This window comes from Aerococcus mictus (genome assembly GCF_003286595.3).
GTDB lineage: Bacteria > Bacillota > Bacilli > Lactobacillales > Aerococcaceae > Aerococcus > Aerococcus mictus.
The window spans coordinates 785592-811230 of sequence record NZ_CP132985.1 but is presented as its reverse complement, the minus strand read 5'-3'; the positions used below and the strand labels follow the sequence as shown (position 1 = coordinate 811230).

The following is a 25639-nucleotide window of genomic DNA, read 5'->3' as shown; positions in this document are numbered from 1 at the left end:
TTCATTTAATAGCTTATGAATATAAAAAGGACAGCTACCTTATTAGCTATCCTTTTAATTCAATATTTTGTTTTACCGTTTATTTATCATTTTTCTTCTTATCTTTTTTATTAAATACACCCATAGCCCATAAAACGCCTGCTATTGCGACTACAGCTAAACCGCTAAATAATAGATAAATCGGGTTTTTAGTACCAGTCTCAGGTAAGGCTTTTCCTTTTCCTGATTGGTCTAAAGATTTATCCTTACCCTTGTTAGATTGATCAAGGGATTTATCTTTACCTTCTTTAGATTCTTCTTTACTGTCTTGCTTTTTATCATCAGAAGTAGTGGATTTTTTATCTACCTTTTCTTGTTTAGGGGTTTTATCGTTAGATTGATTACTTTTCAGTTCATTATTAGGAGTTTCAGTTTGTTTACCTTGGATAGTATTGTCTTTTGCTTTTGAAGAGCGCTTATCTTCATTATTTTTACTATCTAAGGATGCCTTATCATTTTCAGTTAATCGAGGATTCTCTTGTTTGTTATCTTCACTATTAGGATTATTATCTTTTGAAGTGAGATAATTTGTTTGATCGACTGATTTTTGGATACCCTCTTGGCCATTTTTTAAATCTTTAATCTTCTTAGCTATATCTTCAGCAATCTTTTCGACTTCGTTACCAGTATCTTCAAGTCCTTCGATTTTTTGTAAAAGTTTTCCTTCGTTATCTGCAATTTTATTGACTTGTTTTTGTAATTGGTCTAAAGCGCCGTTAATATTATCAACAGAGCCTTGCAAAGCATGTTGATCTCCTAATAATTTATCAAAATTATTTTTTAAGAAAGTCACTTGTTCTTTTAATTGATCTAATGAGTCACGGTTTTTATCAATCAATTCTTTAAGAGCTTGACTCTCATTATCCCTCTTACCTTCTAGAGATTTTGCTTGCTCTTCTAACTTCGCTTGATCGGCTTCTAGAGAGGATAATTTTTGATCTGCATCAGCAATTTGATTTTGAAGTTGATTTGCTGTGCTTTCTAATGTATTGATTCGATCGGTTTGAACTGAAGCTTTTTGGTTAAGTTGTTCTGCATCTCTTTCAAGAGCGGTTACTTCATCAGCCACTTTATCTAAATCAGCATTATTATTCTTAATTTTATCTAAGATCCCTGTCATTCTACCCTTTAACTCACCTGATTGGTTGGCTAAAGTATTGATCTGATTAGATAAATCTTTAAATGCCTCAGAATTTTTATGATTGGATTGATTAATAAGATCATTAAGTTTAGTGATTTGATCATCCAATTTTACTAATTCATTTTGAGTGCCTTGTAGACCATCTTCGATCTTACTCATTCTCAAATTTAAATAAGCAATCGTTTGGCCATTAGTATTTAGTTTTTCTCCTAATCGATTAATAACATCGTTAAGGTCATTAATACCTTTTTGAATTTGATCAGCCTTTTTGTCTTGACCATTGGCTTGTTCTTCTAAAGCACTTGCTTTTTCTTTAAGACCTTGAATAGCTTCAGTATTAGCCTTAATCTCATTCATTAGTTCTTCTTTATTATTACCAAGTTGATCAGAAATTTGTTTGGCTTTTTCCGCTAACTGATTATTCTGATCTTCCAAGGCTTTAATACGATCCTTAGCATGATTTAAGCCTGCCTCAGAATCACCTAATTTAGTGAACAATTCGCTAATTTCAGCGCCATGCTTGCTTAATTGATTTTCAATACCGTCAATATCCTTATTCAATTGGGTGATACGATTAAATAATTGATCAATATCTCCTGAATTTTTCGCAACCTCTCCTTTTAATTCAGCAATTTTTCCATTGAGGTCTGCGATTTTTGCTTTATTGCTATCAATTTCTTTTTGAAGACGATTTGCTTCATCATTGAATTTTCCTTCTAGTAAGCGAAGATCATCTTCTAACCATTTTGTCTTTTCCTCTAAGTAGGCGACACGTTCAATAGTTAAAGCAAGATTTGTTTCTACTCGGAACATACGGGGTTCAAGATCATCTAAACGTTGTTCATGCTGTTTGACTTGATTTTGTAACCCGTCAACTTGAGAACCTAATTTTCCTAAGTTAACTTTTAGATCACCGATTTTATTAGCTAGCTCTTGGTCAGCGCCTTTTAGCCCATCAATATTCTTTTCTGCTTGAGTAATACGCGCTCTTAATTCTTCAAGATCATCAGCTAATAAGCGATCTTTTTCACTTAATTCTCGGATTTTATCATTAATCCCTTTAATTTGGGGTTGGATTTCATTAACAATTTGATCTGGCAATTTATCTTTTAATTCATTTAAGTTATTTTCAACCCGATTTGCTTGATATCCAAGCTGATCGAGTTGTTGTCGCCAGTTTGGTAATTGAACAGTAACAGTCGTTTTTGCTGTTGCTGTTTGCCCTTGTGAGTTTGTTACTGAATAAGTAACATCATATGTACCGTTCTTGTTATAGTCAATATTATGAGAGACTTTAATATTACGACTAATATCCCCATCTGTTTCATCATGTGCTTCAATACCATGTAATAAATTTAATTGTTGTCCATCGCTTACTAAACCTGGATGAACACCCCAGATTGTAGGAGCTGAAGCTGCTTGAGCGATGGTTTGTAACGGTACATTAATTCCAGCACTCTCTGCTAAAACACCACCTACAGAGAAAGCGCTTAAAAGCAAAGCACTTTTAGTCATTAACCGTAAGATATTTTTGTTTTCCATATTTTATTTCCTCCTATATTCAATAAAAATAAAAGACTCTCAATACAGCGTTGAGAGTCTTAGAATTATTGATTATTTTTTCTTATTATTTTTGTAGAAAATAAACCCTGCGACTGAACTTAAAGCAGCACCAGCAACTCCAATTAGAGAAGCCGCGCTAGTCATACCTGTTTCTGGTAAGGCTTTTCCTTTTCCTGACTGATCTAGGGATTTATCCTTTCCTTCTTTAGATTCTTCTTTAGTGTCTTGCTTTTTAGCATCTGAAGTAGTGGATTCTTTATCTGTCTTTTCTTGTTCAGAGGTTTTATCGTTTCCGTTATTTGGCGTTACGACTGATCCATTTTGACTGGTCGTTTGATTGTCTTCTGTGTTGACGATACGATGCCCATCTTGATTGTCTTGAGTAATAGATTCTGTTTTTTGGGTAGAATTACTTGGTAAATGATTTTCAATGCGCTTATGATCTTGTTCTAAGGTATCTTGTTGTTGAACTCGAGAATCTTTTAATACTTTTAATTCATCTTTTAAAGCTTGAATGTCTTTACCTTGCTCTTCTACTTTTTGATCAGTCGCTGATTGCGATTTCTCTTGTGATTCATCTGTTTTCATTACTTTTTCTAAATCATTTTGGATTTGTTGAATTGTATCAGAACTCTTATTTAAGTTATCTTTTACTGTTTTTAGATCGTTCCCCTGTTCTCCAACAGATCCTTCTACTTTAGCAAGTTGATCTTTAGCTTTTTGTAATTCATCTTTCAAACCGTCGTTTGTTTTTGCTTTATCTTCCAGTCCTTTAATAACATCTTTTAGACCACTAATTTCTTTATCAACTTGTTCCTTATTTGATTGAACCGTTTCAGCAAGTTTTGAAGTATCTAATACTTTCTTGTCTAGTTCACGAATTGCAATATGTACTGTATTCAATTCATTATGAATACGATCAAAATCACCATCATGTTTAGTTAGGCCTTCTTCTGCTTTTGATACTTTTTCTTTCAGATCGTTGATTGATTGGTTATTTTGATCAATTTGAGATTTAAGCTCTTCAGCAACTTTAGGATATTCAGTTTCGATTGCTTGAACTTTACCAGCTAATTCTTGGTTAGATTTTTCTAGATCACCAATTTTATCTTTAGCAACTTTAACATCTGCTTCAACAGTTCCAAGACGAGCTTCAACCTGGTCTAATCGTTGTTTATCTTTAGCAACTTCTTCTTGCAATGCCTTAGCGTCAGTAGCTAATTTTTCAACTGACCCTTTTAAACCATCAATATCAGCACCATGTTCTTGAATGGTCTTTTCTGCTTGATCAAGGCGCTGGGTGAGATCGTTAAGTTTATCTTCATGTGCATTTAATTGATCATTAATTGCTTTCACATGATCATCATATTTTTCATCAACAGCTTTTAATCCTTCACGTAATTGGTTGATAGCTTCTTCAGCTTGAGAAACACGATCTGTAGCAGCCTTTAAGTTTTGATCAATCGTATTCACTTGAGCTTCTAAAGCTGCATACGATTTTTCTAAATTACCCACTCGATTAGTGAGATCTGCGATAGCTTTTTCAACTTCATCAAGTCGTCCTTCACCTTTAGACATACGGTCTTTTAATGATTGAATTTCGCCATTAATACCATCAATCGCCTTTTGAAGTTGATCTGTTTTATCAGCATACTTATCATCGACAGCTTGAATTTTATTTTCTAATTCACCTGTCTTTGCCTGTAAAGCTTTAATAGCTTCCTCATTAACACTTACACGTTTTTCAATGGCCTGAATGACTTGGTTAAGCAATTGATCTTTATCTTCTAAGCGTTTTAAATCATTTTGAACTTGTTTAACTTGGCCATCTAAACCTTGAATATCTTCTTCATTCTTACCTACTTTTTCACTAAGTTTAGATAAGCTATCTTTTACAACACTGATCTGTTTCTGATTATCTTCCGCTAAAGCTTTCACGGCTTGAATTTCTTCGCCAGATGGCATAGCATCTAAACGTTTTCTAAAATTATCTTGATTAGCTTCTAGTTTGGATAAACGTTCATTCATTCGAACCATTTCATCTTCAACACGCATTAAGCGGTTTTCAGTAGGCGTATTCTCTACAGTTTGTGCGTAAACTTCCACACCTTCAGCAAATACACCAGTTGAGATTAAAGCAGTTGTTAACACAGCTACAGATTTATTAAATAATTTCATATCTTTTTCCTCCTAAATATAAAAAAGACCATATCGTGGTCATAAAATAAATATTCAAAAACAAAGTAACAACAACAATGGCAGATAATGAAGGCATTCCCCCTTTCAAAAAATATTTATTCAAACTAAACAGTTTTTGAGTGTTAGCTTTCACTAATGTCTTTTTAAATAAAAAAGGCACTCATCAATGAGTGCCTAGTTAAATAGTAACTATTTAATACCGTTAGGATTGTTTAGTTTACCCTGTTTATAAAGTTCATGCATAAATAAATTATCTTCTTTACTCATTTGAGAATCTCCCGAGAATGTAGCACCTAGTGGGTTTCCAGTTTGCCCATCATATTGACCAAGTTTAATTGATAGTACAAAAGCTTTTGCATGTTCACTCATCATATTACTGTAATGACCAGGAGAATTCTTCCAGGTATTAAACACTTTTTCTGCTAAATATTTTTCACTAAGAATGGTATAAGGGTTGCCTAAAACCCTGTCAATTAGAGAATTTTCTGATAAGCCATATCTAATTGTTGGATCATATGCAGTTCGGAATGAACTTCCATCATGCGGTCTTACATGCGCTTTCCCATTAACAACAATATGACCATAGTCAACTAATTCTTGTGATCGTGTATCTGCCCCTTCTTGGAGATAATCAGCATAATTTAGTGGTAATAATCCTTTAGATTGACGTTCAGCATTTAAAAGTTTTGCAAATTCTTGGTTGAGTTTTACTGTATTAACTAGTGTATCTGTAGTATTAAAGAGATTAACGACTTCGTTATTATATGGAATAGGTTGATATAAAAATACGTCATTCTGCTTTGTGATAACAGAGTTATAGGTGTGATTGTTTGCTTTTTCGTAATATTCCTGTTCATTACTATTATTCTTTTCCTTGGCAAGATCATTGATGTTTTCTGGAATATTAATGATAAATCCTTCAACTACCCCACCATTAAAGGTATCTCCTACTTGTAAACCTTGAATTGGAGATAAAGGATCAGATAAAGATTCTTCTTTTGTTCCGTACTCTACCACTTCATTAATAGGTTGTTTAGTGACTTCTTCTCGAATGACTTCACGATTGGTTTCTTTACCATCTGTAAGAGTTACTTTTTCAATGATCGTTTTCTCACCATTGATTCCCTCTTGCACAACTTGTTCTACTCCCTTTTGTAAGTCTTTATTTTCTTTTCTAACAGTTTCAAAAAGAATTTTTTCAGTATGACTTTCTTCCTTAGTGATAATAACTGGATCAGCTTTTTCATTTTCAATTGTTACTGCTGGGGTTAATGGAGTCAATGGAACACTTTCTGGTTCTTCTCTAGTTCCTCGAACAATGATTTCCTCAACTGCTTCTTTGATAACTTTATCTGAAATCTGTTTGCGATTGGTTTCTTTCCCATTAGTATAAGTCACTTCTTCGACAATTTCTCGTTGACCTTCTTCTCCTTTTTGAATAAGAGCTTCTTTTCCTTTTTCAAGATTAGGATTCTCTTTAATCACTTGCTTATAAGGAATAGTTTCAGTTGTGGTTACTTTCTTAATTTCGATGGTATCTTCTGGAGCAGATTCTTTCGTTCCCACATGAATGATTTAGGGTGTTGCTTCAACAATATCAGTAGCAATGACAGTTTCAGAAATCAGTTGGTCATTCTCATAGATCCGTTCAATAGTCTCTGTTTTAAGACCATCTTTTCCCTCTTGAACGACTTTTTCTGCGCCTTTTTCAAGATTAGGATCAGCTACTTTTTGAACACCAAAATGAATTGGAGTGGTTCTTACAGAGTGATCGGTACGTTTAACTATAGTAGGTTGCACCTCTTCAACTGGTGCAGCTGGAGTTAATGGAGTCAATGGAACACTTTCTGGTTCTTCTTCACTCACTTCATTGCCTTCTTCTGATTGAGAAGGTGTTTCTGGAACTTGAGGTTCTGGAGTTGGTTTAACTGTTAGTTGAGGCGTTTCAGTAACAGTACTAGAATCTGTTTGATACTCGGTTGAAGCTCCCTCGCTGGCTAGTTGTTCCTCGATAACACCACTTGGAGCCGTTTGACTATTTGTTTGTTCGCTTTCAGTAACCTTAATCGTTTCTTCTGTTTTATCAATCACTTGTGGTTCGGATTGATTTTCTACTATTTCTACTGGATCAGCTTTTTGATTATTTGGTTGACTAACTTCTGTTTAAGTATGAGCTTGACTTGGTTTGGCTGGTTGGCTAACCGTTGTTTGACTCTCATTTACAGAATGAGTTGTTGGAACTTTTGTTTCAGCTACTTCTGTATGTAAAACAGATACTGGTTCTGTAGTTAGAGCTTGTAAAGGGCTTGCACTTTGGTGTGGTGCAACAACTGTTGTTTGAGCTTCTTTTTGTTTAGCATAAGCTTGGATACGATTTAAAACCCTTTTAAGGTATCTCCTGCATAGATTAGATCAGCATTTTGAATGCCGTTAATCGCTACTAATTCATCAATAGGAATACCTGAAGCTTGACTGATTGCCCATAAGGTATCACCCCATTGAATAATATATTCATCAAGATTTTGCCCTTTTTGCTTTTCAATAGTTGCTTGAATTTCCTCAACTGTATTAGCTACCCATTCGTTATAACAATCCTGTCCGTTTACCATAGCGAGTAATTCAGTCATTTTTTCTTGGGTTAAAGATTGATCATTAGAATCTTGAGCAAAAACAACTGGACTTGCTAATGCAACTACCGCTATCGAAGAAGCAATCACCCAATGCTTTTTAACTTTTTTCATTGATACACGATTCTTAACTTCACTTATACATTTCTTCATGAAAGACACCTCTTTTTTATTTTATTTATAAAGTTACTCCTAATAATTCTAATAAAAATAAGATTACTAATGTTATTGAAGATAAAATAAATCCAAATGCTCCAATAATTAACTGAAATAACAAGGGGAATTTAGAAAAGTCCACTTTTATTCTCTCCTCTCATTAACACCAGGTAATTAAAAATATAAAAGCTTGGAGTAAAAATGTTACAGACATAATAAATGCCATCCATACAATTCTAACGATAAAACGAATAATACTAAAAATTCCGTTTATCATGATGATTCACTCCTTTTCTTTCTAGTTATACTATAATACTAACTATAACAATTGTAAAGTGTAATATATACTTTTGTTATACTTTGTTTTAACTTTCACTATTTATAACTTCACCAACGATCAACTATTGTTATATCTATGATATAATAAGAGTGAAAGAAGGTGCGCTAATATGAGCAATAACAATAATGAACAAGTTAAAAGTTTTATAGCTAAAAAAATTAAAGAAAAGCGTGAGGAAAGAGGATTATCTCAAAAAGAATTAGCAGAAACGGTTAATATAGTACCAACCACCATTTCATATTACGAAACAGGTAGACGAACCCCTTCTGCTGATAGTATTTTTTTAATTGCAAATGCTTTAGATAGTGATATATCTGAATTCTATCCCCCATCTACAAACAAGAAATATTATTCAGACTTTACAACAGAGATAAAAAATAATGTATATAAAGAAGCGGTTGCTCCTTATGAGCTATATGATAGGGAGATGACTAATACTAATGAATCATCTGAAGAAAACATCAATGAATTTTTCAATCTACTGAATACAGAAAACAAATTAAACGTTTTCTATTTTATTCAATCCTTATATAAGGATCAAAATAAACATTATTGATAACTATTTTTGATCCAAACTGGTGCAGTATCGAAATCCATCGTATCAATCAATTTACCAATACCTACACATCGTTCTGAAATGTCGTCAAATGAGGCGCACGTTACTAGCGTAAGTGTAGGTGTTTCTTTATGTAAATCAATTAAGTCGGAACGATTAGGTTTATATAAGGCAATGCTTTCCATTTGATAAACATAGATTTTGTTAAAATCAGTTAAATAAGCTTTCATTCCAGGTTGGGTTCTAAAAAGTGGGCCCATCAATAGATCGCCATTATTAACATTATGTGAAGCTAATGGATAATTATTCACTCCCATTTGTTGTTCTGCCCAAAATGTTCCTGCCCCGGAAACAAGATTAGTTTCAGATAAACCATTTAAAATTGTTATTGATAAACCTGAATCTGGTATAGATAAAGCGCCTAAAGCATTTTCTTTTACCACTTCTCGATACCAAGGATTTTGCATTTTCTCATTAACTTCCCGAATTGCTTGTGGCGTAATTTGAGTCACTTGGTGGGGATCATAGGTCACTTCAGGAGCTTCAATATTTTGGTTATCAGAATGATTCTCTTCATTAGCCTCCTGATTTTTGTCTCCATGTTGCCCATCTTCCTTATTTGAATCGCTATCAATCTGTTTAGAGTCTTTTGAATTAGAACGTACGGAACTAGCTATATTCTTTGGGCTAACCGCTTCTGTATTCGCTTGAACGCTATCTTCTGTCGATTTTACCTCATAAAAATAAAATCCCATGCAGCCTAAACCGATAAATAGTAAGAATATGGCTAAATACTTCATAACCTTATCTTTAGACATGGCCTCACCTTTCTTTGTTTCTCAAGTTTTTAATATTTCTGCATTAATTTTTTCCTACTAGTAAACCATGTAATAATTGAAGGGGAAATAAGATTGCTAAAGATCTCATAGATCATGTTATTACTATATTTTTCTTCAAAGTATTCTTGATTCACTTTTAATTTCAAGAAACTTACATGATCTTTATAGGATTCATCAGCAAATGAGTAAACTTCTTGTTGGCTTACAATATAAACATCATAAAGTTCTTTATCATGCAATTTATAAAAATCAACAAATGATAAAGCTTTTACTTCATCTGCTTCTGACGGTATAGAATCTTCTGTTGAGTGATTCATAACTAGGATGCTACCGCCTTCTTCTTTATTAAAAGATTGTTTAACAATTGATTGGTATGAATCCGTTGAATATTTGCTGTTAAAGATTTTTAGATTTTGAATATTATATTCTTTATCGTAATTAATAATAGTTAAAAATTCATTATTGAAATTCTTATAAGCGATTTGCAAGTAGTAGCAAATTTCTTCATGATCATAAATAACATTTTTTTCTATTAGATTTTCATAGGCATAAATTAAATATAAATCTAAATTTTTGAGTGGATGCCCTTTGTTAGATGCCATTGCTTTCAACTACTTTCATATATTTCATCATTTCTCTAAGTTGCACAATTAAAGGATGATTAATATGAGGATTATTAATTAAAAGAAATAATTCTTGATCGGTTTGTACTCCAAGATCTCTTTTTATTTGGTCTAAACCATTATTAAATGCTTCTTCCATAGTAATCTCCTTTCCTAGATTTCGTATTCATCGTCATAATAATATTGCATTTGCTTCTCAAACAACGCCATTTGTTCATAATTTTCTGTTGAATCAGAAAATTCAAATTCATTAGTATTAACAGTAAATTCTTGCATAAATTCTTCATTGAGCTGTTCTTCAACTTCATATTGATTAATCTTCATTTGTTTAAACGCCTTATTTAAAGAATAGCCGTCATTGGCAAAGGAATAGACTTTATCTTTTCCAACAACGTAAACGTCAAACAGTTCTTTATCTAGCATTTTAAAGCCAACATAATTTCTCGCAGAATTCTCTATATCCTCCCCACTGGGTTTGCTATGTCCCGATGGGTGATTATGAAATAAAATAGCCCCACCTTTATCTTTTTGAGGAACATTTTTAACGTTAACAGCGGGACTTGAAAGAGAGATATTGACAAGCCCTATACTTAATACTTCTACTTCTTGAATATTGTAATCTTGGTCATATTTAATAGCACAGTTATGTTCTTTTGGTAAATCACTATACCCTACTTGTAGCAAGTGTTCTACTTCACTCTTATCATAAATAACGTTTTTCCCTTCCAACTCTTTGTTAGCATAGTATTTAGAAAACTCAGGAAGATTTTCGATTTCTTGTTGTAAAGTAACTGGTTGAGTATAAACTTCGCTATTTTCTTTAGCAAAATCACTCGCTTTAGCTCTTTCAGTATTTACAAATTGTTGCTGCCACTTTGAATAAAATTGGCCATCTTTATTAACTTGAATATAATCCAAACTTCTTATACCATAAAATTTTTCAAAAGCTTCTTCAGCTAAAGCAATATTTCGGTCGATTAAACTTTGCTCGCGCGGTCGATTATTTCCACTAAAATATAGAAAACGTGCGGTTGATCCAATATAACTCTTCTCAAAGACCTCTTTAAAATCGGCAGCCATACTATAATTGGTATATTTAATAGGCTGATTTTTTGAATTTACACTTACAACAGTAAAAGTATTTTCGGGAGGAATCAGCTTTTGTTTCAACATATCATTGGCATAATCTGCAGCTCGTCCAAATTTTCCTGTTTGGATCTCAGTTTGGTAATCATTATAAAATTCATATAATTTATTAACTGCTGGATCTTTTGCTTTGATCTTTGAATACAGTTCTTCTTGACTGTCACAATTGAAATAGTCATAGATATTTTTACTTTCCATAGCTACTCCTTTACTATTCTATTTCCAGTTCTTCTTCATGAATATATATGGGTAAGTCAAACTCTTTATCTTCTCCTACAAAAAAAGCCTGATGACTTTCATCAGACCGTTCATATTCTTCTGTTTTAGCAACTAATTCGTCATTCCAGTCCTTCCCAACGGAAGGAGGATCATAATGCATATAAGGGAACATTTCAAAATGTCTATCATAAAATTCTCTACCTGCTTGATCGGTATCAGTACAGATATGAACTTTAGGAGCCTTTATTGGTAGATTGCGTTCTTTTTTATAGGCTTCATAATCAAAGATAGTTTGAGCAACCACATTCTTCAAGCCTTCCATCGATACAAACCATTTATTATCTAGGTTACCCTTATTCATTGTACAATAACTGAGTAAATCGATACTGCTCTCAAAAAAGTAGATCTCTTCTGGGTCGCCATTTAACAAATTAAATCCATAACCTTGGGTTGAATTTCTTTGTATACGTTTAAAACTACGTCCTTTGGTTTGATAGGTACCTTGAATATTAGCGCCACAAAGTTCATTAGTCAGCTGATTACGCCATTTAAAAACAATATTATTCCGTTGATCCTGAGCGATATACCCTTTGTTTTGTAAGGTATCTACAATTTCAGGATCAATCTTTCTTTTATTAACGAGATAATCTTTTGCTTTATCAAAAGCTTTAACTTCATAATTTTTATAGGAAAACGGTTCTTTTTTTATAGGTTTTTTAGTCACTTTGTTTTCATGTTCAAAAGAAGGGTCTAGTAATACTTCCATCGCTTCTGAAAAGCTTTTATCTTCCATATATTGTACAAAAGCAATAGCATCTCCTCCCTCTTGGGTAGAATAGCGGTGCCATTGCCTTTCTGTATTATCAGGAAAAAGAACCAAACTATCCATTTCTATTAAATGAGGATTATTTTCAGATCCTGATATATCGATACCACGATAGTTACAATAATCGATTAATGATATACTTTTTGCTTGATCAATTTGATCTTGGGTGTAGATAGTTTTTGTCATGGTCTTCCTCCTTTTTGTCTTAAAATAAAAAAGATCAGTCAGCGACTGATCTTAGGAGATTATAATTTATAGGTTGGAAAGTGTAGAAATAGTATCCCCCTGCTATTTCCCACAATACCATAATAACAGGTGGCTACTTTTCTCTCTAGTTCTTTCTAGCTTTCACTTCAACTTTCACTTCAACTTTCACTTGAGCTTTCATTTCAACTTTTGAGGAGTTAGGCTCTTTCTACGTCCGCCATCATTTCTTGATAACTTTGCATCGCACGTTGTTTTTCTTGATACATTGTTCTTTTTAAAGCATTAGAAAGTTCTCTTTCCGACTTTTTACCAGCTACCCATAAATTCTTCTCAACTCCAGTATATGATCGATACCTTGATTTCTTATAAGAATAGGAAGTTCCATTTTTATCATCTTTAACTCCTTGATTTTTCTCTTTCTTATTATCATAAGAAGATTTTATCTTTTTAAGCTGTTTTGAAGAGACATTAGGTTCTGAACTTTTATATTTATTAATAATTTCTTCTTGTGGCAATCGATTTTCCTTTATATCTTTCCATATATCTTTCTTGACTTCTTTTTGTTTATTATTACTATTCTGTAAGCGCTCTTCTTTCATTTTTCCAAGCTCTTTAAGCGTTCGGTTGCCCAAACGCTCTTTCAATTCAGCAGTTCTTGTTGACAGATATTCTTCTTTTTTATCATATTTTTGGCCATACATCTTTTTAAAAATATCGTTATTTAGCTGAATCATTTGTTCGTACTCTTCCAAGTCATTTCTAAAAGTTTCGTCTTCATTAGCAACTTTCTTTACAACTTGATCAATACGGTATTTCCCTTCTCCATCTAACTTTTTATAGGATACATGGTTCCGTTTTACTTTTTTATGCCAATCGTTACCTTCGATATGATCTAAATAATCAATCGTTTGAGTATAAATATCTTTTTCATAACGTTTTTCTAGATATTTCCGTATATCATCAACCGCTTTTTGTCTTTGATCTGTCACTTGATAAAATAATTCAGACATTTGTAATAACTCTGTGCCAAATTCAGTTTTCATTTTATCTAAAGAACTCTGTTTTCTTTTACCACGAGGTTGCTTTTTATTGTCAACGACTACCTGCTTTCTAGAAGGTTCTAATTCGACTGTGGCCAAGTGAATATGAATATTATCAGTATTGCGATGAATACTAGCCATCCATCTTGGTTCATGAAGATCTTCTAACTTAGCAAATTTTTTCATCATTTTTCGAGTGGCTTTTTGTAAGCGATCTTCATCTAATTCTCCAGTTGTCGAATTATATAGGCCATTTTCTTCTAAATAGGTATTATCAAAAGAAATAACATCTTCCCACATAACTGACCCTTTTTCTTGAGCTTCGGTTAACACTTTAGAAAATTCACGTTTATCTTTCATGGTCATTTGATCTAACTTATCAGAAAACACTCCAGATAAGATCTTTTCGCCTTTTTCATTCTTTTTATTTTTTTGATCTAAGGCATACTTTCGTGTGGTGTAGTACACATAACGGCCAAAGTCTTTATCTTTTTTATCAATATCAGGATCTCTTAACATACGGTGATAATCGATAATTTGCTTCGCTTCGGATTTTCTACGTTCTTCACTATTTTTATCTCGCTCTAATGCTTCCGTTCTAGTTAGATAATCAGCATAGCCTCCATAACTCTCACCTGAATTGGGCAATGAAAACTTTCCCGAAAGGATAATACCAGGACTACCCATCATAACACCTCTCTAAATAAAAAATGAGCAGGAGCGTTTATAGTTCCAACTCATCGTCATAATTTTGATATTGATCAATTCCTTGTTGCTTAGCAATCTCTCCATTGCAAAATTGAATCGCCTCGTCACTTAAATCATAATAATCAACAGTTATGTTCCCTTTAGGATCTTGATAAAAGGGATACGGAACTTCTAAGAAGCCAATTTTTTCTAAAGCTGCTTTATATTCAGGCTTATCACTACGCAAGGCAAGGTGAGTGACTCCTTCCCCTTCGTTATTACGAAATTGTGCCCCATAAGTCGTTAATTCCGTGTACAATTCACCTGTATCTTTTTCATTAGCGTAAAGCGCTAAGGTTTCGTTTGCAGCATATTGGTGGACTTCAAGTACTACTGGTACTTCCTCACCTTTATAATTTTCAATTGTTGTCTCCATTATATTTTTATCTTCCTTTCTATTTGTAACGTTTTGGTCTGTTTTTCCATAATCTATGGGTTGAATACCGCATTCTTGAAGTGTTTTATTGATTTCATCTAAAGGTGTTTCTTTAGTTAGACCAACATCATCCATGAAATGTTCTAACGTTTCGCCTTGATAGCTAATACCACCTTCGGAAATTGTAGGATCATCATATAGCTCTTGATTAAAATCAATGGTTAAATCTTTTAAATGCTTTTCTTTAATGCGTTCAACACCTTCTGGAAACAAGGGAACGGTAGAGAACAGAAATTCGGTTGATTTTCGATCTAATTCTTCAGTAGATAATACATATTCTTCAAACTTGTCTTGGATATCTTCTTGGTGCTCTAAAATAAATTGATTCTGTTCATAGGGCAAAGTATTCCTAATTTCTACAATTTTATCTTTAGGAACATATAACGCTTTTTGAAAATCTAATCCTGGACGTATAAAATGAGGATTTGTTGTATTAAAAGGCGTTGCATAATGTGAACCTTTCGGACTTTTTATACTTAATTTTGAGCGTAAAGGAATATACCAGTTCTCCTTTTCGTTATATAATCCCACATAGCTTCTCGAATCTTTCTCTAATAATTGTTCGCTACCTGTCCTCATAACTGTCTCAGCTATAAATTCAGGTTTAATAAGAACTGTCTTATAGGTTGACATTTTTTGAGTCCTCCCTTAATATATTATTAGAGGATGTACAGGCAGAACAGGCCTTGACTGTTCCATAAGGTAAGGCATCCTCTTTTTTTATTAATAAGATATACAAGCAGAGTACACTTCGAGTTACTCCACTAGAGAAGGTATCTTATTAATGAGCAAAGGAATTGTACAGGTAGCACATATCTTGAATGTGTCATAAGTGTAGGCAATTCCTTTTTTTAATGCATAAAGAAAAGGCTTTCTTTTAACGGAAAGCCTTTTTATTAATACTTATTTAGTTTATCTTTCAAGGTCATATTGCTGGTCAGGGTCAATGATTCTTAAATCGATACATTTATTTAAATAAATATTTTGCTCTGATTCAACTATATTAAGCAAGCGACCTTTGTCACCATTGCGATAATCATCTAAAGATTCTCTATAGTCAAGTCCAACTTCAACCCTTATTACAAAAGGAATTATATCGTTAGCTAGACATTCTTTAAACATAATCAATCTTCCTACACGCCCATTTCCATCAGCAAAAGGATGAATTGTTTCAAATTGGACATGAAAATCGACAATATCTTCTAAAGATTTATGACTTTTATAGTTATAACCTAACAATAAACTAGTCATATCATCCTCAGTCCGTTCAGCAGGTGATGTTTGAACATAACCAACTTCATTATCAAAGGTTTTATAATTTCCAACAGGCATTAAGTAGCTCTGATCGGATGAGATGCCTGATTTAAGTAGGCTATGTAACTTTTTAATATATTCATGACTTAACTCTTCTTCATAGTTTTCTAAAATAAAATCAAAACATTTAAAATGATTCTGAACCTCTATTAAATCATCAATTTCTATAGCAGTTTCATTAGAAAATTTAATTTTCTTGGTTTCATACATTAACCGTGTTTGATACTCACTTAAAAGTGTTCCTTCAATCTTAGATGAGTTATACGCAAATTTATATTGAGTCCAATCATAAAGTCCACCAGAAAATTTAGTTTTCTTTTCTTCAAGTAGTCTGTTAGTAATTATCATTCTCTCACCTGCATATTATAACTTCAGCAACTTTTATTTTATACTTTATAGCTATAATACATGCTTAATAGTCCTTTATCCACTATGATATAATTTCTATTAGGGCTAACTCCCGAGAAGGGAGGTGTTATTTTTGATTAACACGATCCTAACGTTGATTATTGCACCACTAATTGTGGGAATACTCATTGAGTTATTTTCTTGGTGGTTAAACAAGAAGCAATAATCTTATTAGCCCATTAACCACACACGCTCATACCCACCTCTGAGTGACAAAAACACCCCTTGAAGCAACCTCTTCAAGGGGTGTTGTGTTATAAATGGACACGATCCTAACGTTCCACAACTCAATTATACCATGATCAATTGTATTTTTCATTAAGTTTATAACTTCATATTCCTAATATTCACTTGCTCTAAATTTTTCTAATACTAATGCAGTTGCTCTAGAATCATTTAGACTATCATGCGCTTTATTTTGAATGCCATAATAAGCTTTAATCGTTGTTAATTTATAATTATATAGATAAATTGGACTCATTCTTGCTAGTTCTAATACATCTAATTGTGGATGTTTAGATAAATCGATATCTGTATTCGCCTTTAACATTTGTATATCAAATTTTTTACTATTATATCCAGCAATAGTTAAGTCACCAATAAATGTTACAAAATCATCAATAACATCATCAATTGTTGGTTCATTAATGACATCTGATTCGGTAATTCCTGTTATTTCAGTAATAATATCTGGTATTTTAGTTTTCGGATTTATCAAATGATCAAAATGATCAATTTCTGATCCATTTCTAAAATGAACTGCTGATAATTGAATGATTTTACTACTAAAATCTAATCCAGTTGTTTCTAAATCAAAAACAACATATTCGTTTGGAATTAGATAAGAAATATCGTTATAAGCAATTTTTTGCGATTTATATTTATTCATTGTTTTACCCCATTTTAACTAAATTTCTAATTCGTATTGTGCTAATGCCTGAGCATCTTCCCATGATATGGGAGGATTTTCTTCACGTTCTATTTCTAGTTCATCCCTAATCGATTCGATTTTTTCTTGTGACAAAGGTTGATATTTTTCACCTATTGCCTCATATAAAGAAGTAAACATCCCCTCATTAACAAGGCACCCATCTCCCATATCTACTCTAACTTCTTCAATAGTTTGTCCGTCTTCAATATGTTCTAGCTTAAACTTATGATACCCTTCATATTCTGTTGTCATATTCCTTTCATTAACAGGATCAACAAAACCTAAAATTTTATTGTGTAATTGTAGGCGTGTATCCAATTCAACTAGCTCATCTAATACTTCCTTGTCAACAATTTGTCCTTCATAGTCTTTTGAATAGCGTTGACTCGATTCATTCCATTTAATTTTCCAGTAATCATCAAGTTGATTCTCCATTTGTTGATCTTGAGTTTGCTCTAGACTATTCATTTGTTTTTCAATCTGAGGTACAGCTTCTTCAATGCATTGAATGAGTGGTTCTAGTAATTCTTCTCGATTTGCCATATCAGGTTCGTTTTGTAAATATGCTTCTAAGTATTTTGCATTGGCTTGACTACTTTCAATGCCAAGATACTCACTCACAACACCTGCAAACATTTCTGCTTGATATTCATTTTGGACTTTAGGTTGTTTTTCAGCAAACGATTCAAATTGTGCGTGGCCAAGTTCATGTAGATAAACATTAATTTTTTGAGAAATATTATTATTTTCTTCAAGCCATATCGCATGTTTTTCTTCACCGGATCCTAGTTTATAGTTAAAATAGCATCCCTTAACACCTGCATTGACACCTTGAGGACGTTCCTTTAATTTTTCAATACCTAATGCTTCTCGATACTTATCGATTGCTTCATAAATTTCATCTTCATTCTTTTGATTACCTTCAATGATCCCATCCTGAAGATATTTAGGCAATTGATCCACTTCTGCGTTTGTTTGTTGAATATCAAAAATAGAAACAGATCGAAACCCTACTAATTCATCCTTAGTACGTAACTCACCTTTTTTTAATCTCGCTTTATCTTCTTTAGATAGATCTCGATATCCACCTAGCGATTGCTTACCATCGAATATTTCTTTTCGGATAGCAGGAGCTAAGATTCGAATTCCCTTTTGACCTTTCTGAACTTGATAGCCATCATCTAACCATTTTTTATAAGATTGTACCTTAGACGCGGTTGGATATTGTTGGTGAATCAGCATTTGATTTCGTGTCGAATAATTTTGTGAAAACTCTTTTCTAAACTTGATAAAATCTGCAAGATCCTTGGGATCGCTTGAATAATTCTCAACAGCATCGTGAACTTTGGTAAAAACATCATCTAATTTTTGTTGACGATCTTGTTTTGTTGTTTTTCTATTTTTCATTTAGATCCACCCTTTCTAATTCTTTAACATCAATAGAAAAAGCAAGATCATTGTTATAACAAATTAATGCTTGAGAATATCGAGGGTTACCATGTGTAATTTCAAATTGTTTTCCATCAATGTTGGTAACTTGTAAATTTCCTTTATCATCTTTTGACTGACAATAAACAATCATTTCTATAATCCTTTCTTATAAAAATTAAAATAAAAAAAGAGGAAGTTACTCCTCTTAAATTTAAAACTTACTATCTAATTATTTTTCTATACCGTTCTATTAGGAACGTATTTAAAATTTTTGACCATTCTTTTTTATTGAGATGTATGTCTAAGTCTTTAAATACATTTTCATATTCAGTAAATTGAGAATAGAGAATCGGCTCTTGAATTATTTGTCGATATAATTTATGTCGTTCTTCTTTTCTCAATATTTGATATTGAGCATAACTATTTAAATGACTATCATTATATTTTTCTTTTTGAATACATTTTTCTTTTGTATAAATTCCTATTGAGCTATTCTTATATTTTTTAACTATTGATTCCAGATTTTTGTTTCCAGTTAAAATTCCAACGTAAGTAAAATATTTTTGATAGGTTTCAATTTGATTTTTCAAACACTCTCGCTTTTTTTAGTGGAAATTCTTCCTTAACAATAGGATAATTTTTTAAATAATCTCTTAGTATTTTTTCATTCATATCTTTCTCATTTATTTTTTCAACTCAAAACTTTTTACGAATGAATTAAATTTTTTAAACGTACTTTCAAATTCATTTTCTCTATTTCAAAAAATTATAAATCAATTATTAGAAATTTGCTTTCGCAAATTGTGGGATTTTCTCTCCCACACCCTCGACCAACCGCCCTGCCCTGTTGGATTTCGCACGGGGACACTTTATCCCTCGACCCAAGTCCAAATCCATTTCATGAATTTGCGGTGGCTGTCCGACCCCTGACCCTCTGATTTCAAAAAATTGTCCCAATTATTTGAAAGAGCATAAGGAATCCCTGATAGCAAAAGCTGGTACTAAAGCACCTAGATTTTGCTTACTTTGGCTGAGCCAAAGGAGGGAGCTGGATGCGGGGGGTGGACAGAAAATGTACATAAAAGTGATATCAAATCGATTTTTTTGTACATATAATAAACATACATGAAAACGTTGATATAACAACATCATACATAAATATGGTGTACTTAGAACAGAAAAATTATGTATTCATTATGTACAAATGCTGTACTAAGTACAAACATGTGATTCAGTATACATTTATTAAAGTTTAGTCAGAAATTTTTTCAAAATTAATATGTTCTATAATTTTTTTTAACTAATTTTGCTTTCATATCTTCATCAAATTTATTTTCAACTTCTTTCTTTATGATATCAAAATCATTTTTTCGTGCTTCTGATAAAATTTTCATATATTCATTCATAACCAAATAAGTTAATTGTGTATCTCGACTAATATCTTGAAGTATTTTTTTATTATATTCATTTTCATATTTAGTTTTTGAAAAATAATTTAATGAGTAACGAATGAATTCCGTAAAATTTTCTACAGGCAACTTTTTAATTAATTCATTCAAAGTTTCTACTTCATCTTCAGACATTCGAATATTTTTTCTAATATATTTCTTCTTCGTCATATTTATCCTCACTTTTTATATAGTGCTGATTGATATAATTAAAAAGTCGATCATTAAAATCCTTAATAACCCTTAATTCATTACGAACAACTTTCTCTCTTTTTAATTGTTCATCTAGCTGTTTTTTTAATTTAACGTTTTCTTCAATTAATTCAATGTCTCGAGTTAAAATTTTATATAGTTTAGTTACTTCTTCATTCTCTTTTCTAAATTCTTTTTCGTAATTTTTATTAGTATGTTTTGAATCCATTAGATCACTCCTATATTTTTAAATTAATTCATTTTAATTTTTCGTTCTTTAATAATGGTTTCAATAACTTTTAAAATACCAGGTTCATCACATAACGTTACAAACCATCGACTAAAATTATTTTCCATTGCATACTCAATAAATTTTCCTAAGGTAAGATCTTCACCAAAAAAATTTGAATTGATTAATTCAATCATCTGTTTCGCATTTAAATAAATATTATTAACTTCGTATTTGTCATTATATTCTTGATAATCATTCATTCTTTTCAATGACTGTTCACTCATTGTTATCATTCCTTTTATCTTTCGAGTTCTTCATTGGAATGTTGATAATTATATTGAATACTCTCTTTTTTATTTTCTAATTCTGTTAGGTAATTAATTTTTCTTTCATACTCTTGAATTTCTAACTCAGTTTGAGTTAACTCCACAAAAAGACGTTGGCGAATATTTTTTTTACGAGCAACAATTCTTTTCATATTTAAAATTTGATCTTTTGAAGTTTCCATTTTCTATCTTCCTTTATTAATAAAATATTTTAAATAGACAACAAAACCTCGACCAACATGTCGAGGTTTGCCGTTAATTTTTCAATAGCTAATTTCAAACTTTCAATTTCATCTCTTGTTTTTTCTGAATCTTCATAGAAATAATTAAATTGATTTTTAAACAGATCTTCTTTAAATCCATGATCAATAATCTCTAAAAGAATATCTTGTTGTGAAATTGTTAGTCCTGTTTTTTCTTTATAAATTTTTTGATACTCTTTTATCTTTGATAAGTATTCAATGGGAATATTTCTTACAAGAATATCTTTCGTAGTAATTTTATTGGACAAAATAAAATCACCTCATCTTATTTTCTAATTCTTGAATTTGTTTATTGTAATTCTCTTTTCTTTCTTCTAATTTCTTAATAGCTTCTTCTTTCTTTTCAATGAGACCTTCTTCCTGAAGAATATTTGTTTCAAGCGTTCGGCGACCACGTTCGTATTCTTCAACTTCTTCTTTAGTCATTAAGCTAGTATCTGCTTTATTTTCTTCCATGGTCTTCTTATTATTCTCAATCTTAATTCTTGATAATCGAATATCTTCTTGGTGTTCTTCAATTTCTTGTTGAACTTCATCCACCTTCGCACGAATCCAATCAGCTTCGTATTGATTTGCAGTTGTTATGGAAATGTTTGTATCTTCTGGTACATCTTCTTGCAGGAAGTTAACAAACACCTTACGTTTTTCCATATTAGGGTCATTTGTTATTGCCTCTTCAATATAAGATGGCTTTAAAGTAACTCCTATCGCTTTATAGTTATCAGGAACTTTTTTAAAGAAAGCAACTAAATATTTTGGGTTAACTTGTACGATTTCGCCTGGTATTTCTTCATCTGTATCTTTCAAAATTTTTGCGAAAGCATAATATTCTAAGTTCACTAATGCTGGGTTACTTGCATCTGTTTGAATTTCAAAATCAACACGGAATAATTCTGCTCGAGGATTATAGGCTGCTTTAACCATTTTAATTTGTATTTTATCAGTAATTGGACTTAGTTCCCCAACTGGAGTACTTTCAATTTTATACTCCGTTCCAGTAACAATAGGACTTAGAAATAAAAGCGCACTTCCTAAACCAAAAAAGATAAAAGCTTTTTTATAAAACTTACTCATAGTGTTTTCTTTGGTTTTCTTTTTGACTGGTTCATTTCTTTTATTCTTTTTCTTAAAAAGACTAGCCATTATTTATTCTCCTTTCTAAAGGAAATTGGTTGCAAAAGAATCGACTTTTAATTGGCCGTCAACTTTCTTTAAATGAATTTCCATTATTTTACTCGAGGTATTATTTCGGTCTTCAGCATTCTCGATATGTGTAGTTATTGTTACTTTAGCCATAGCTACTGGCTCTTCCTTTTCTAATTCTTCTTCATTTAGAAAGACTGAAATATTGTCGACTGTTCGATTATAGATATTATGATCATTTATTTCATCCTCGGTCTTTGCCATTTGATCTTGAGGAACTTCAGGGAAGAGTTGTTTTAAAAGATTATCGGTAACCAATGGCTTGAATTTTGGAATTTGATTATCATAGTCAGGACGTTGAGTAGATAATTCCTCATAGTTTTTAATAAAGTCCTCCACTAAAGTTTTTGTCGAGGTAACGTTTGAGGTGGCTTTATTTTTATCATCTGGATTCCGGTTCTGTTGACTATTTTTATCATTTTTTAATTTTGCGTTTTCTTCTTCTAATGATTTTATCAATTTATCCTTATCAGAAGATTCATCTCCATTATTTCTATTAATAGATACTGCTTGGCGTGTTTTTTCTAACTCATTGGTTAGATTGTTATTAATATAAGCAAGGACACCATTAAAACATACAGAGGCCACTAACAAAGCAATGACCCCTGCAATAAAACTTGGCTTTTTTATTAAATTTTTCATACTTTCCCTCCATCTTTACATATAAATATAGGAAGCTTGGCTTGCTTCTGCCGCACCAATCGTTCGATAGTTAACAATCCCTGCACCAACCATATTACTTTCTGAAATTAATATTGATCCGTCACTAAATGTAGCTTCAACAAAGGCTACGTGGCCAACAGAACCAGCACCAGATAGACCCGGTGGAAAACTGACTGCTGTGCCAGCAGCCGGACGACCTTTTTCAACACGATAGCCATATTGTAAGGCAGTATACATCCACTGACCACCGTTTCCTGCATTCCCTGGAAACCATGCAATCGGTTTACCGATTTGATGCATTCGTCCATAGGCATACCAAGTACATTGCCCATAAGGATATGGATTAGGCCCCGGTGTCCTTGCGGGACCGTAAGCTAATTTAACACCAGCAGGTGGCGACATCATACCTCCTGAGTTTCCAACTGCTCCTGGTAAAGCATCAGGATTCCCTGATAAGAAAGTAGGAATACTGCTCTGATAGATTGCTTGTTCGCCCCCAATTGCATAAAATACAGCGTTTGCATAGTGGAAATTACCGCCGTTTCGGTAGTAGTAGGGCTTTCCTACTGCCTGAGAGTAAGGCGTGTTATAAGGCGATTTCACCGCTTGTGAGGGCGATAAACCTGTGACTGCTGGAAATACTTTATCTCTTGAATAGCGTTCTGCGATCTCAATTGTCCATTTGCTTTCTCCAATACCACTTAGGTAACTGATAAAACCAGCGCCTGTGTTATAGGAAAAGATAATTGCTTTAGGATCAGTAATCCCATAGCGCTCAGCATATTCCAAAGAATTTTTAAAAGCCTTGACGCCTACTTCAATACTCTTGTATGGATCAGAGATTGAGTTAGGGGCAAGGCCTAAACTTTCACTAGCTTGCATAATATCTGGAACCCTATCAGAATGGCCACCACTTTCAACTTGCATAATTCCTAACAGAACAAATAACCATTTTTGATCAATTCCTTGTTTGGACATTTCCTTTGACATGGCATCTTGCCATTTTAAAACTTGAGGAGTTAGGTTAGATCCGCTTAAATCCCACAAGGAAATTTCTCTTCGCTGAGATTGAGCGATTGAGTCTGCAATGGTAGAAACGACACTAACTGAAAAAACGCCCACTACAATTATAGAAGCAGCGATTATAGCAAATAAGCCAGCCTGACGTTTGACTCTATTCTTAATAACCTGTATAAACCTTCTGGTTCTTGTGATTTTTTGTGACGATGTATTTTCCATGAAATCACTCCTATTAGATTATTGCCCTCCTGCAAAGCGATCCAATTGATCAGCAGTAGGAATAAAGGACACATTATAATTTTCTGTTGAGGAGAGCTGAACCACGGCTTCTCCTTGTTTTAATCGAGGTAATTTTGCAAAGTCTGTTTCTGTTATCGTATCTCCTAAAACGGATTTCATCCGACTTACCATACTGTTATCGAGATTCAATAGAATTTTATACTGACAAAGCTCGAAAACTTTCTTCACTTCGTCAATAGCTTCGTTAGATGATGATTCTGGTAACACTTCGGCTGGTGTTTGGGTAGCAAAAATTACCCCTGCACCAAATTTACGCATTTCACGCATGAAGTTAGTCACGTATTGTACAGCGCCTAAGTTTTGCGCATTAATGACATTATGGGCTTCATCAATAAACACCATAAAATTACGGTATTCATCGAGAGTAATCTGTTTGGACTCGAGCTTCGCCTTCATCTTACGTCCATTAATCAAACCGTGAGACCAGATAATCGTTAAGGCCTGGAAAAGTTGTGCTTGGAAAACTTCTCTATCCAAGTTAGACAAGTTGTCAATATCAAAGAACAAGACACTTTCTTGCGCTAAGTCAGAAATCGTAGTATGCCCATTAAATAGTGGGCCATATTGCGATACGATTTCTTGAACATAGGTCTTTAATGTTTCGAGCGTTGCTCTTTTTCCACTAGTCACATTACCTGATAAGGAATAGCTGTTTAGAAAGGCTAAGAAATCAGAGAAGATCGGATAGGCTTTTGGATCTAATCCTGTCACCTTAACTTGTGATTGGTTTGAGTTATAGTCAGGTCTTAATAATCCCCATTGAATATAAAATTCTCTTAAATAAGTACGGAATTCAGTAATTTGCATATCAGTTAAAGATGGATACATAAACCGCATAATGTTAGTTACTTTAGCGATATGGTGCATAAACGACCCGAATTCATTGACTTTTTGACCAGTTAAATCAGTAGCCGTCGCAAAGATCTCTAAAGGATTAATAATTTCACCATTATCTCCTGCTAAGTCAATAATCATCCCTTTTTGAGACTTTATGAGCTTATGAAAGTCACGTGCTTTATCAAAACCACGAATAAAGCAGTTTTTAGCAACAAGTCCTTCTTCGATCATCTTTAAAACGGTTGATTTACCATAACCCATCTTTCCTAAGACAAAGCCATTGAATGATTTACGTGTGGCGGTTGATAGGAATGGGTCAAAAATAAAGGCCCCATTAGTCGAGGTGACTGTAGTGACCCCCAAAAGT

General features: G+C 32.7%; 28 protein-coding genes. 2 read left to right on the top strand and 26 right to left on the bottom strand.

What is annotated here, in order from left to right; translation table 11 throughout:
* Window positions 1-79: 79 nt before the first annotated feature.
* The 5 genes from DBT49_RS03815 to DBT49_RS09755 all read right to left on the bottom strand — a co-directional run bounded on the left by DBT49_RS03815 (window position 80) and on the right by DBT49_RS09755 (window position 7722).
* Window positions 80-2722, bottom strand: coding sequence for an immunoglobulin-like domain-containing protein (locus DBT49_RS03815; protein ID WP_070559121.1), 2643 nt, complete (start codon window positions 2720-2722; stop codon window positions 80-82).
* A gap of 72 nt (window positions 2723-2794) precedes the next feature.
* Window positions 2795-4921 (bottom strand): tropomyosin, encoded by a 2127-nt coding sequence (locus DBT49_RS03810; RefSeq protein WP_070559124.1) that lies wholly within the window; start codon window positions 4919-4921, stop codon window positions 2795-2797.
* Between the two features lie 210 nt (window positions 4922-5131).
* Window positions 5132-6508, bottom strand: a complete 1377-nt coding sequence (locus DBT49_RS03805; RefSeq protein WP_070559126.1) for a G5 domain-containing protein — start codon at window positions 6506-6508, stop codon at window positions 5132-5134.
* 9 nt (window positions 6509-6517) lie between these two features.
* Window positions 6518-7033, bottom strand: a complete 516-nt coding sequence (locus tag DBT49_RS03800; protein WP_070559128.1) for a G5 domain-containing protein — start codon at window positions 7031-7033, stop codon at window positions 6518-6520.
* Between the two features lie 284 nt (window positions 7034-7317).
* Window positions 7318-7722 carry a LysM peptidoglycan-binding domain-containing protein gene (locus DBT49_RS09755; RefSeq protein WP_070559130.1) on the bottom strand — a complete coding sequence of 135 codons (405 nt, stop codon included), beginning with the start codon at window positions 7720-7722 and terminating at the stop codon, window positions 7318-7320.
* Window positions 7723-8174: 452 nt separating this feature from the next.
* Here DBT49_RS09755 and DBT49_RS03790 point away from each other — a divergent pair, with 452 nt between their 5' ends.
* Window positions 8175-8621: a helix-turn-helix domain-containing protein gene (locus DBT49_RS03790; protein ID WP_070559132.1), complete on the top strand. Its 447-nt coding sequence runs from the start codon at window positions 8175-8177 to the stop codon at window positions 8619-8621.
* On the opposite strand, the gene DBT49_RS03785 is transcribed toward DBT49_RS03790, so the two are convergent.
* The 8 genes from DBT49_RS03785 to DBT49_RS03750 all read right to left on the bottom strand — a co-directional run bounded on the left by DBT49_RS03785 (window position 8615) and on the right by DBT49_RS03750 (window position 16366).
* On the bottom strand, window positions 8615-9439 hold the full coding sequence (locus tag DBT49_RS03785; RefSeq protein ID WP_070559134.1) for a sortase family protein: 825 nt from the start codon (window positions 9437-9439) through the stop codon (window positions 8615-8617). The two genes, DBT49_RS03790 and DBT49_RS03785, sit on opposite strands and share 7 nt — an antisense overlap.
* A 29-nt stretch (window positions 9440-9468) precedes the next feature.
* Entirely contained in the window at window positions 9469-10062 is a 594-nt protein-coding gene (locus DBT49_RS03780) for a JAB domain-containing protein (RefSeq protein ID WP_070559136.1), read from the bottom strand.
* The gene (locus DBT49_RS03775; RefSeq protein WP_168163190.1) at window positions 10052-10222 is read right to left on the bottom strand and encodes a hypothetical protein; all 171 of its coding nucleotides are present in this window, start codon (window positions 10220-10222) and stop codon (window positions 10052-10054) included. Before DBT49_RS03775 ends, DBT49_RS03780 begins: the two co-directional genes overlap by 11 nt.
* A gap of 14 nt (window positions 10223-10236) precedes the next feature.
* Complete coding sequence (locus tag DBT49_RS03770) at window positions 10237-11427, bottom strand: JAB domain-containing protein (protein WP_070559138.1); 1191 nt, start codon at window positions 11425-11427, stop codon at window positions 10237-10239.
* Window positions 11428-11440: 13 nt separating this feature from the next.
* The gene (locus DBT49_RS03765; protein ID WP_070559140.1) at window positions 11441-12460 is read right to left on the bottom strand and encodes a DUF3991 domain-containing protein; all 1020 of its coding nucleotides are present in this window, start codon (window positions 12458-12460) and stop codon (window positions 11441-11443) included.
* Between the two features lie 218 nt (window positions 12461-12678).
* Window positions 12679-14208, bottom strand: coding sequence for a MobP2 family relaxase (gene mobP2, locus DBT49_RS03760; RefSeq protein WP_111872452.1), 1530 nt, complete (start codon window positions 14206-14208; stop codon window positions 12679-12681).
* Window positions 14209-14245: 37 nt separating this feature from the next.
* The gene (locus DBT49_RS03755; protein WP_070559143.1) at window positions 14246-15337 is read right to left on the bottom strand and encodes a hypothetical protein; all 1092 of its coding nucleotides are present in this window, start codon (window positions 15335-15337) and stop codon (window positions 14246-14248) included.
* 279 nt (window positions 15338-15616) lie between these two features.
* Entirely contained in the window at window positions 15617-16366 is a 750-nt protein-coding gene (locus DBT49_RS03750) for a Fic family protein (protein ID WP_070559145.1), read from the bottom strand.
* 124 nt (window positions 16367-16490) lie between these two features.
* On the opposite strand from DBT49_RS03750, the gene DBT49_RS03745 reads away from it, so the two are divergent.
* Window positions 16491-16592 carry a type I toxin-antitoxin system Fst family toxin gene (locus tag DBT49_RS03745; RefSeq protein WP_256374773.1) on the top strand — a complete coding sequence of 34 codons (102 nt, stop codon included), beginning with the start codon at window positions 16491-16493 and terminating at the stop codon, window positions 16590-16592.
* A 174-nt stretch (window positions 16593-16766) separates the two neighbouring features.
* Here DBT49_RS03745 and DBT49_RS03740 read toward each other — a convergent pair whose 3' ends face one another.
* The 13 genes from DBT49_RS03740 to DBT49_RS03680 form a co-directional block, all read right to left on the bottom strand.
* Window positions 16767-17315 (bottom strand): 3'-5' exonuclease, encoded by a 549-nt coding sequence (locus tag DBT49_RS03740; RefSeq protein WP_070559147.1) that lies wholly within the window; start codon window positions 17313-17315, stop codon window positions 16767-16769.
* A gap of 18 nt (window positions 17316-17333) precedes the next feature.
* On the bottom strand, window positions 17334-18764 hold the full coding sequence (locus DBT49_RS03735) for an ArdC-like ssDNA-binding domain-containing protein (protein ID WP_070559149.1): 1431 nt from the start codon (window positions 18762-18764) through the stop codon (window positions 17334-17336).
* On the bottom strand, window positions 18754-18939 hold the full coding sequence (locus DBT49_RS03730; protein WP_070559151.1) for a hypothetical protein: 186 nt from the start codon (window positions 18937-18939) through the stop codon (window positions 18754-18756). The genes DBT49_RS03735 and DBT49_RS03730 overlap by 11 nt, the downstream gene beginning before the upstream one ends.
* Window positions 18940-19009: 70 nt before the next feature.
* Complete coding sequence (locus tag DBT49_RS03725) at window positions 19010-19378, bottom strand: hypothetical protein (protein WP_070559153.1); 369 nt, start codon at window positions 19376-19378, stop codon at window positions 19010-19012.
* 684 nt (window positions 19379-20062) lie between these two features.
* Window positions 20063-20407: a hypothetical protein gene (locus DBT49_RS03720; protein ID WP_070559155.1), complete on the bottom strand. Its 345-nt coding sequence runs from the start codon at window positions 20405-20407 to the stop codon at window positions 20063-20065.
* Window positions 20385-20657 carry a hypothetical protein gene (locus DBT49_RS03715; RefSeq protein WP_070559158.1) on the bottom strand — a complete coding sequence of 91 codons (273 nt, stop codon included), beginning with the start codon at window positions 20655-20657 and terminating at the stop codon, window positions 20385-20387. Before DBT49_RS03715 ends, DBT49_RS03720 begins: the two co-directional genes overlap by 23 nt.
* Before the next feature lie 23 nt (window positions 20658-20680).
* Window positions 20681-20944, bottom strand: coding sequence for a hypothetical protein (locus DBT49_RS03710; RefSeq protein WP_070559159.1), 264 nt, complete (start codon window positions 20942-20944; stop codon window positions 20681-20683).
* Window positions 20945-20958: 14 nt separating this feature from the next.
* Complete coding sequence (locus DBT49_RS03705) at window positions 20959-21168, bottom strand: hypothetical protein (RefSeq protein ID WP_070559161.1); 210 nt, start codon at window positions 21166-21168, stop codon at window positions 20959-20961.
* Window positions 21169-21197: 29 nt separating this feature from the next.
* Window positions 21198-21497 (bottom strand): hypothetical protein, encoded by a 300-nt coding sequence (locus DBT49_RS03700; RefSeq protein ID WP_070559163.1) that lies wholly within the window; start codon window positions 21495-21497, stop codon window positions 21198-21200.
* A gap of 7 nt (window positions 21498-21504) precedes the next feature.
* Complete coding sequence (locus DBT49_RS03695; protein ID WP_070559165.1) at window positions 21505-22392, bottom strand: coiled-coil domain-containing protein; 888 nt, start codon at window positions 22390-22392, stop codon at window positions 21505-21507.
* Between the two features lie 15 nt (window positions 22393-22407).
* Window positions 22408-23094: a hypothetical protein gene (locus tag DBT49_RS03690; RefSeq protein WP_070559167.1), complete on the bottom strand. Its 687-nt coding sequence runs from the start codon at window positions 23092-23094 to the stop codon at window positions 22408-22410.
* Window positions 23095-23109: 15 nt separating this feature from the next.
* Entirely contained in the window at window positions 23110-24354 is a 1245-nt protein-coding gene (locus DBT49_RS03685) for a lysozyme family protein (RefSeq protein WP_083300453.1), read from the bottom strand.
* Between the two features lie 18 nt (window positions 24355-24372).
* Complete coding sequence (locus tag DBT49_RS03680; protein ID WP_146742937.1) at window positions 24373-25635, bottom strand: zonular occludens toxin domain-containing protein; 1263 nt, start codon at window positions 25633-25635, stop codon at window positions 24373-24375.
* Between the last annotated feature and the right edge of the window lie 4 nt (window positions 25636-25639).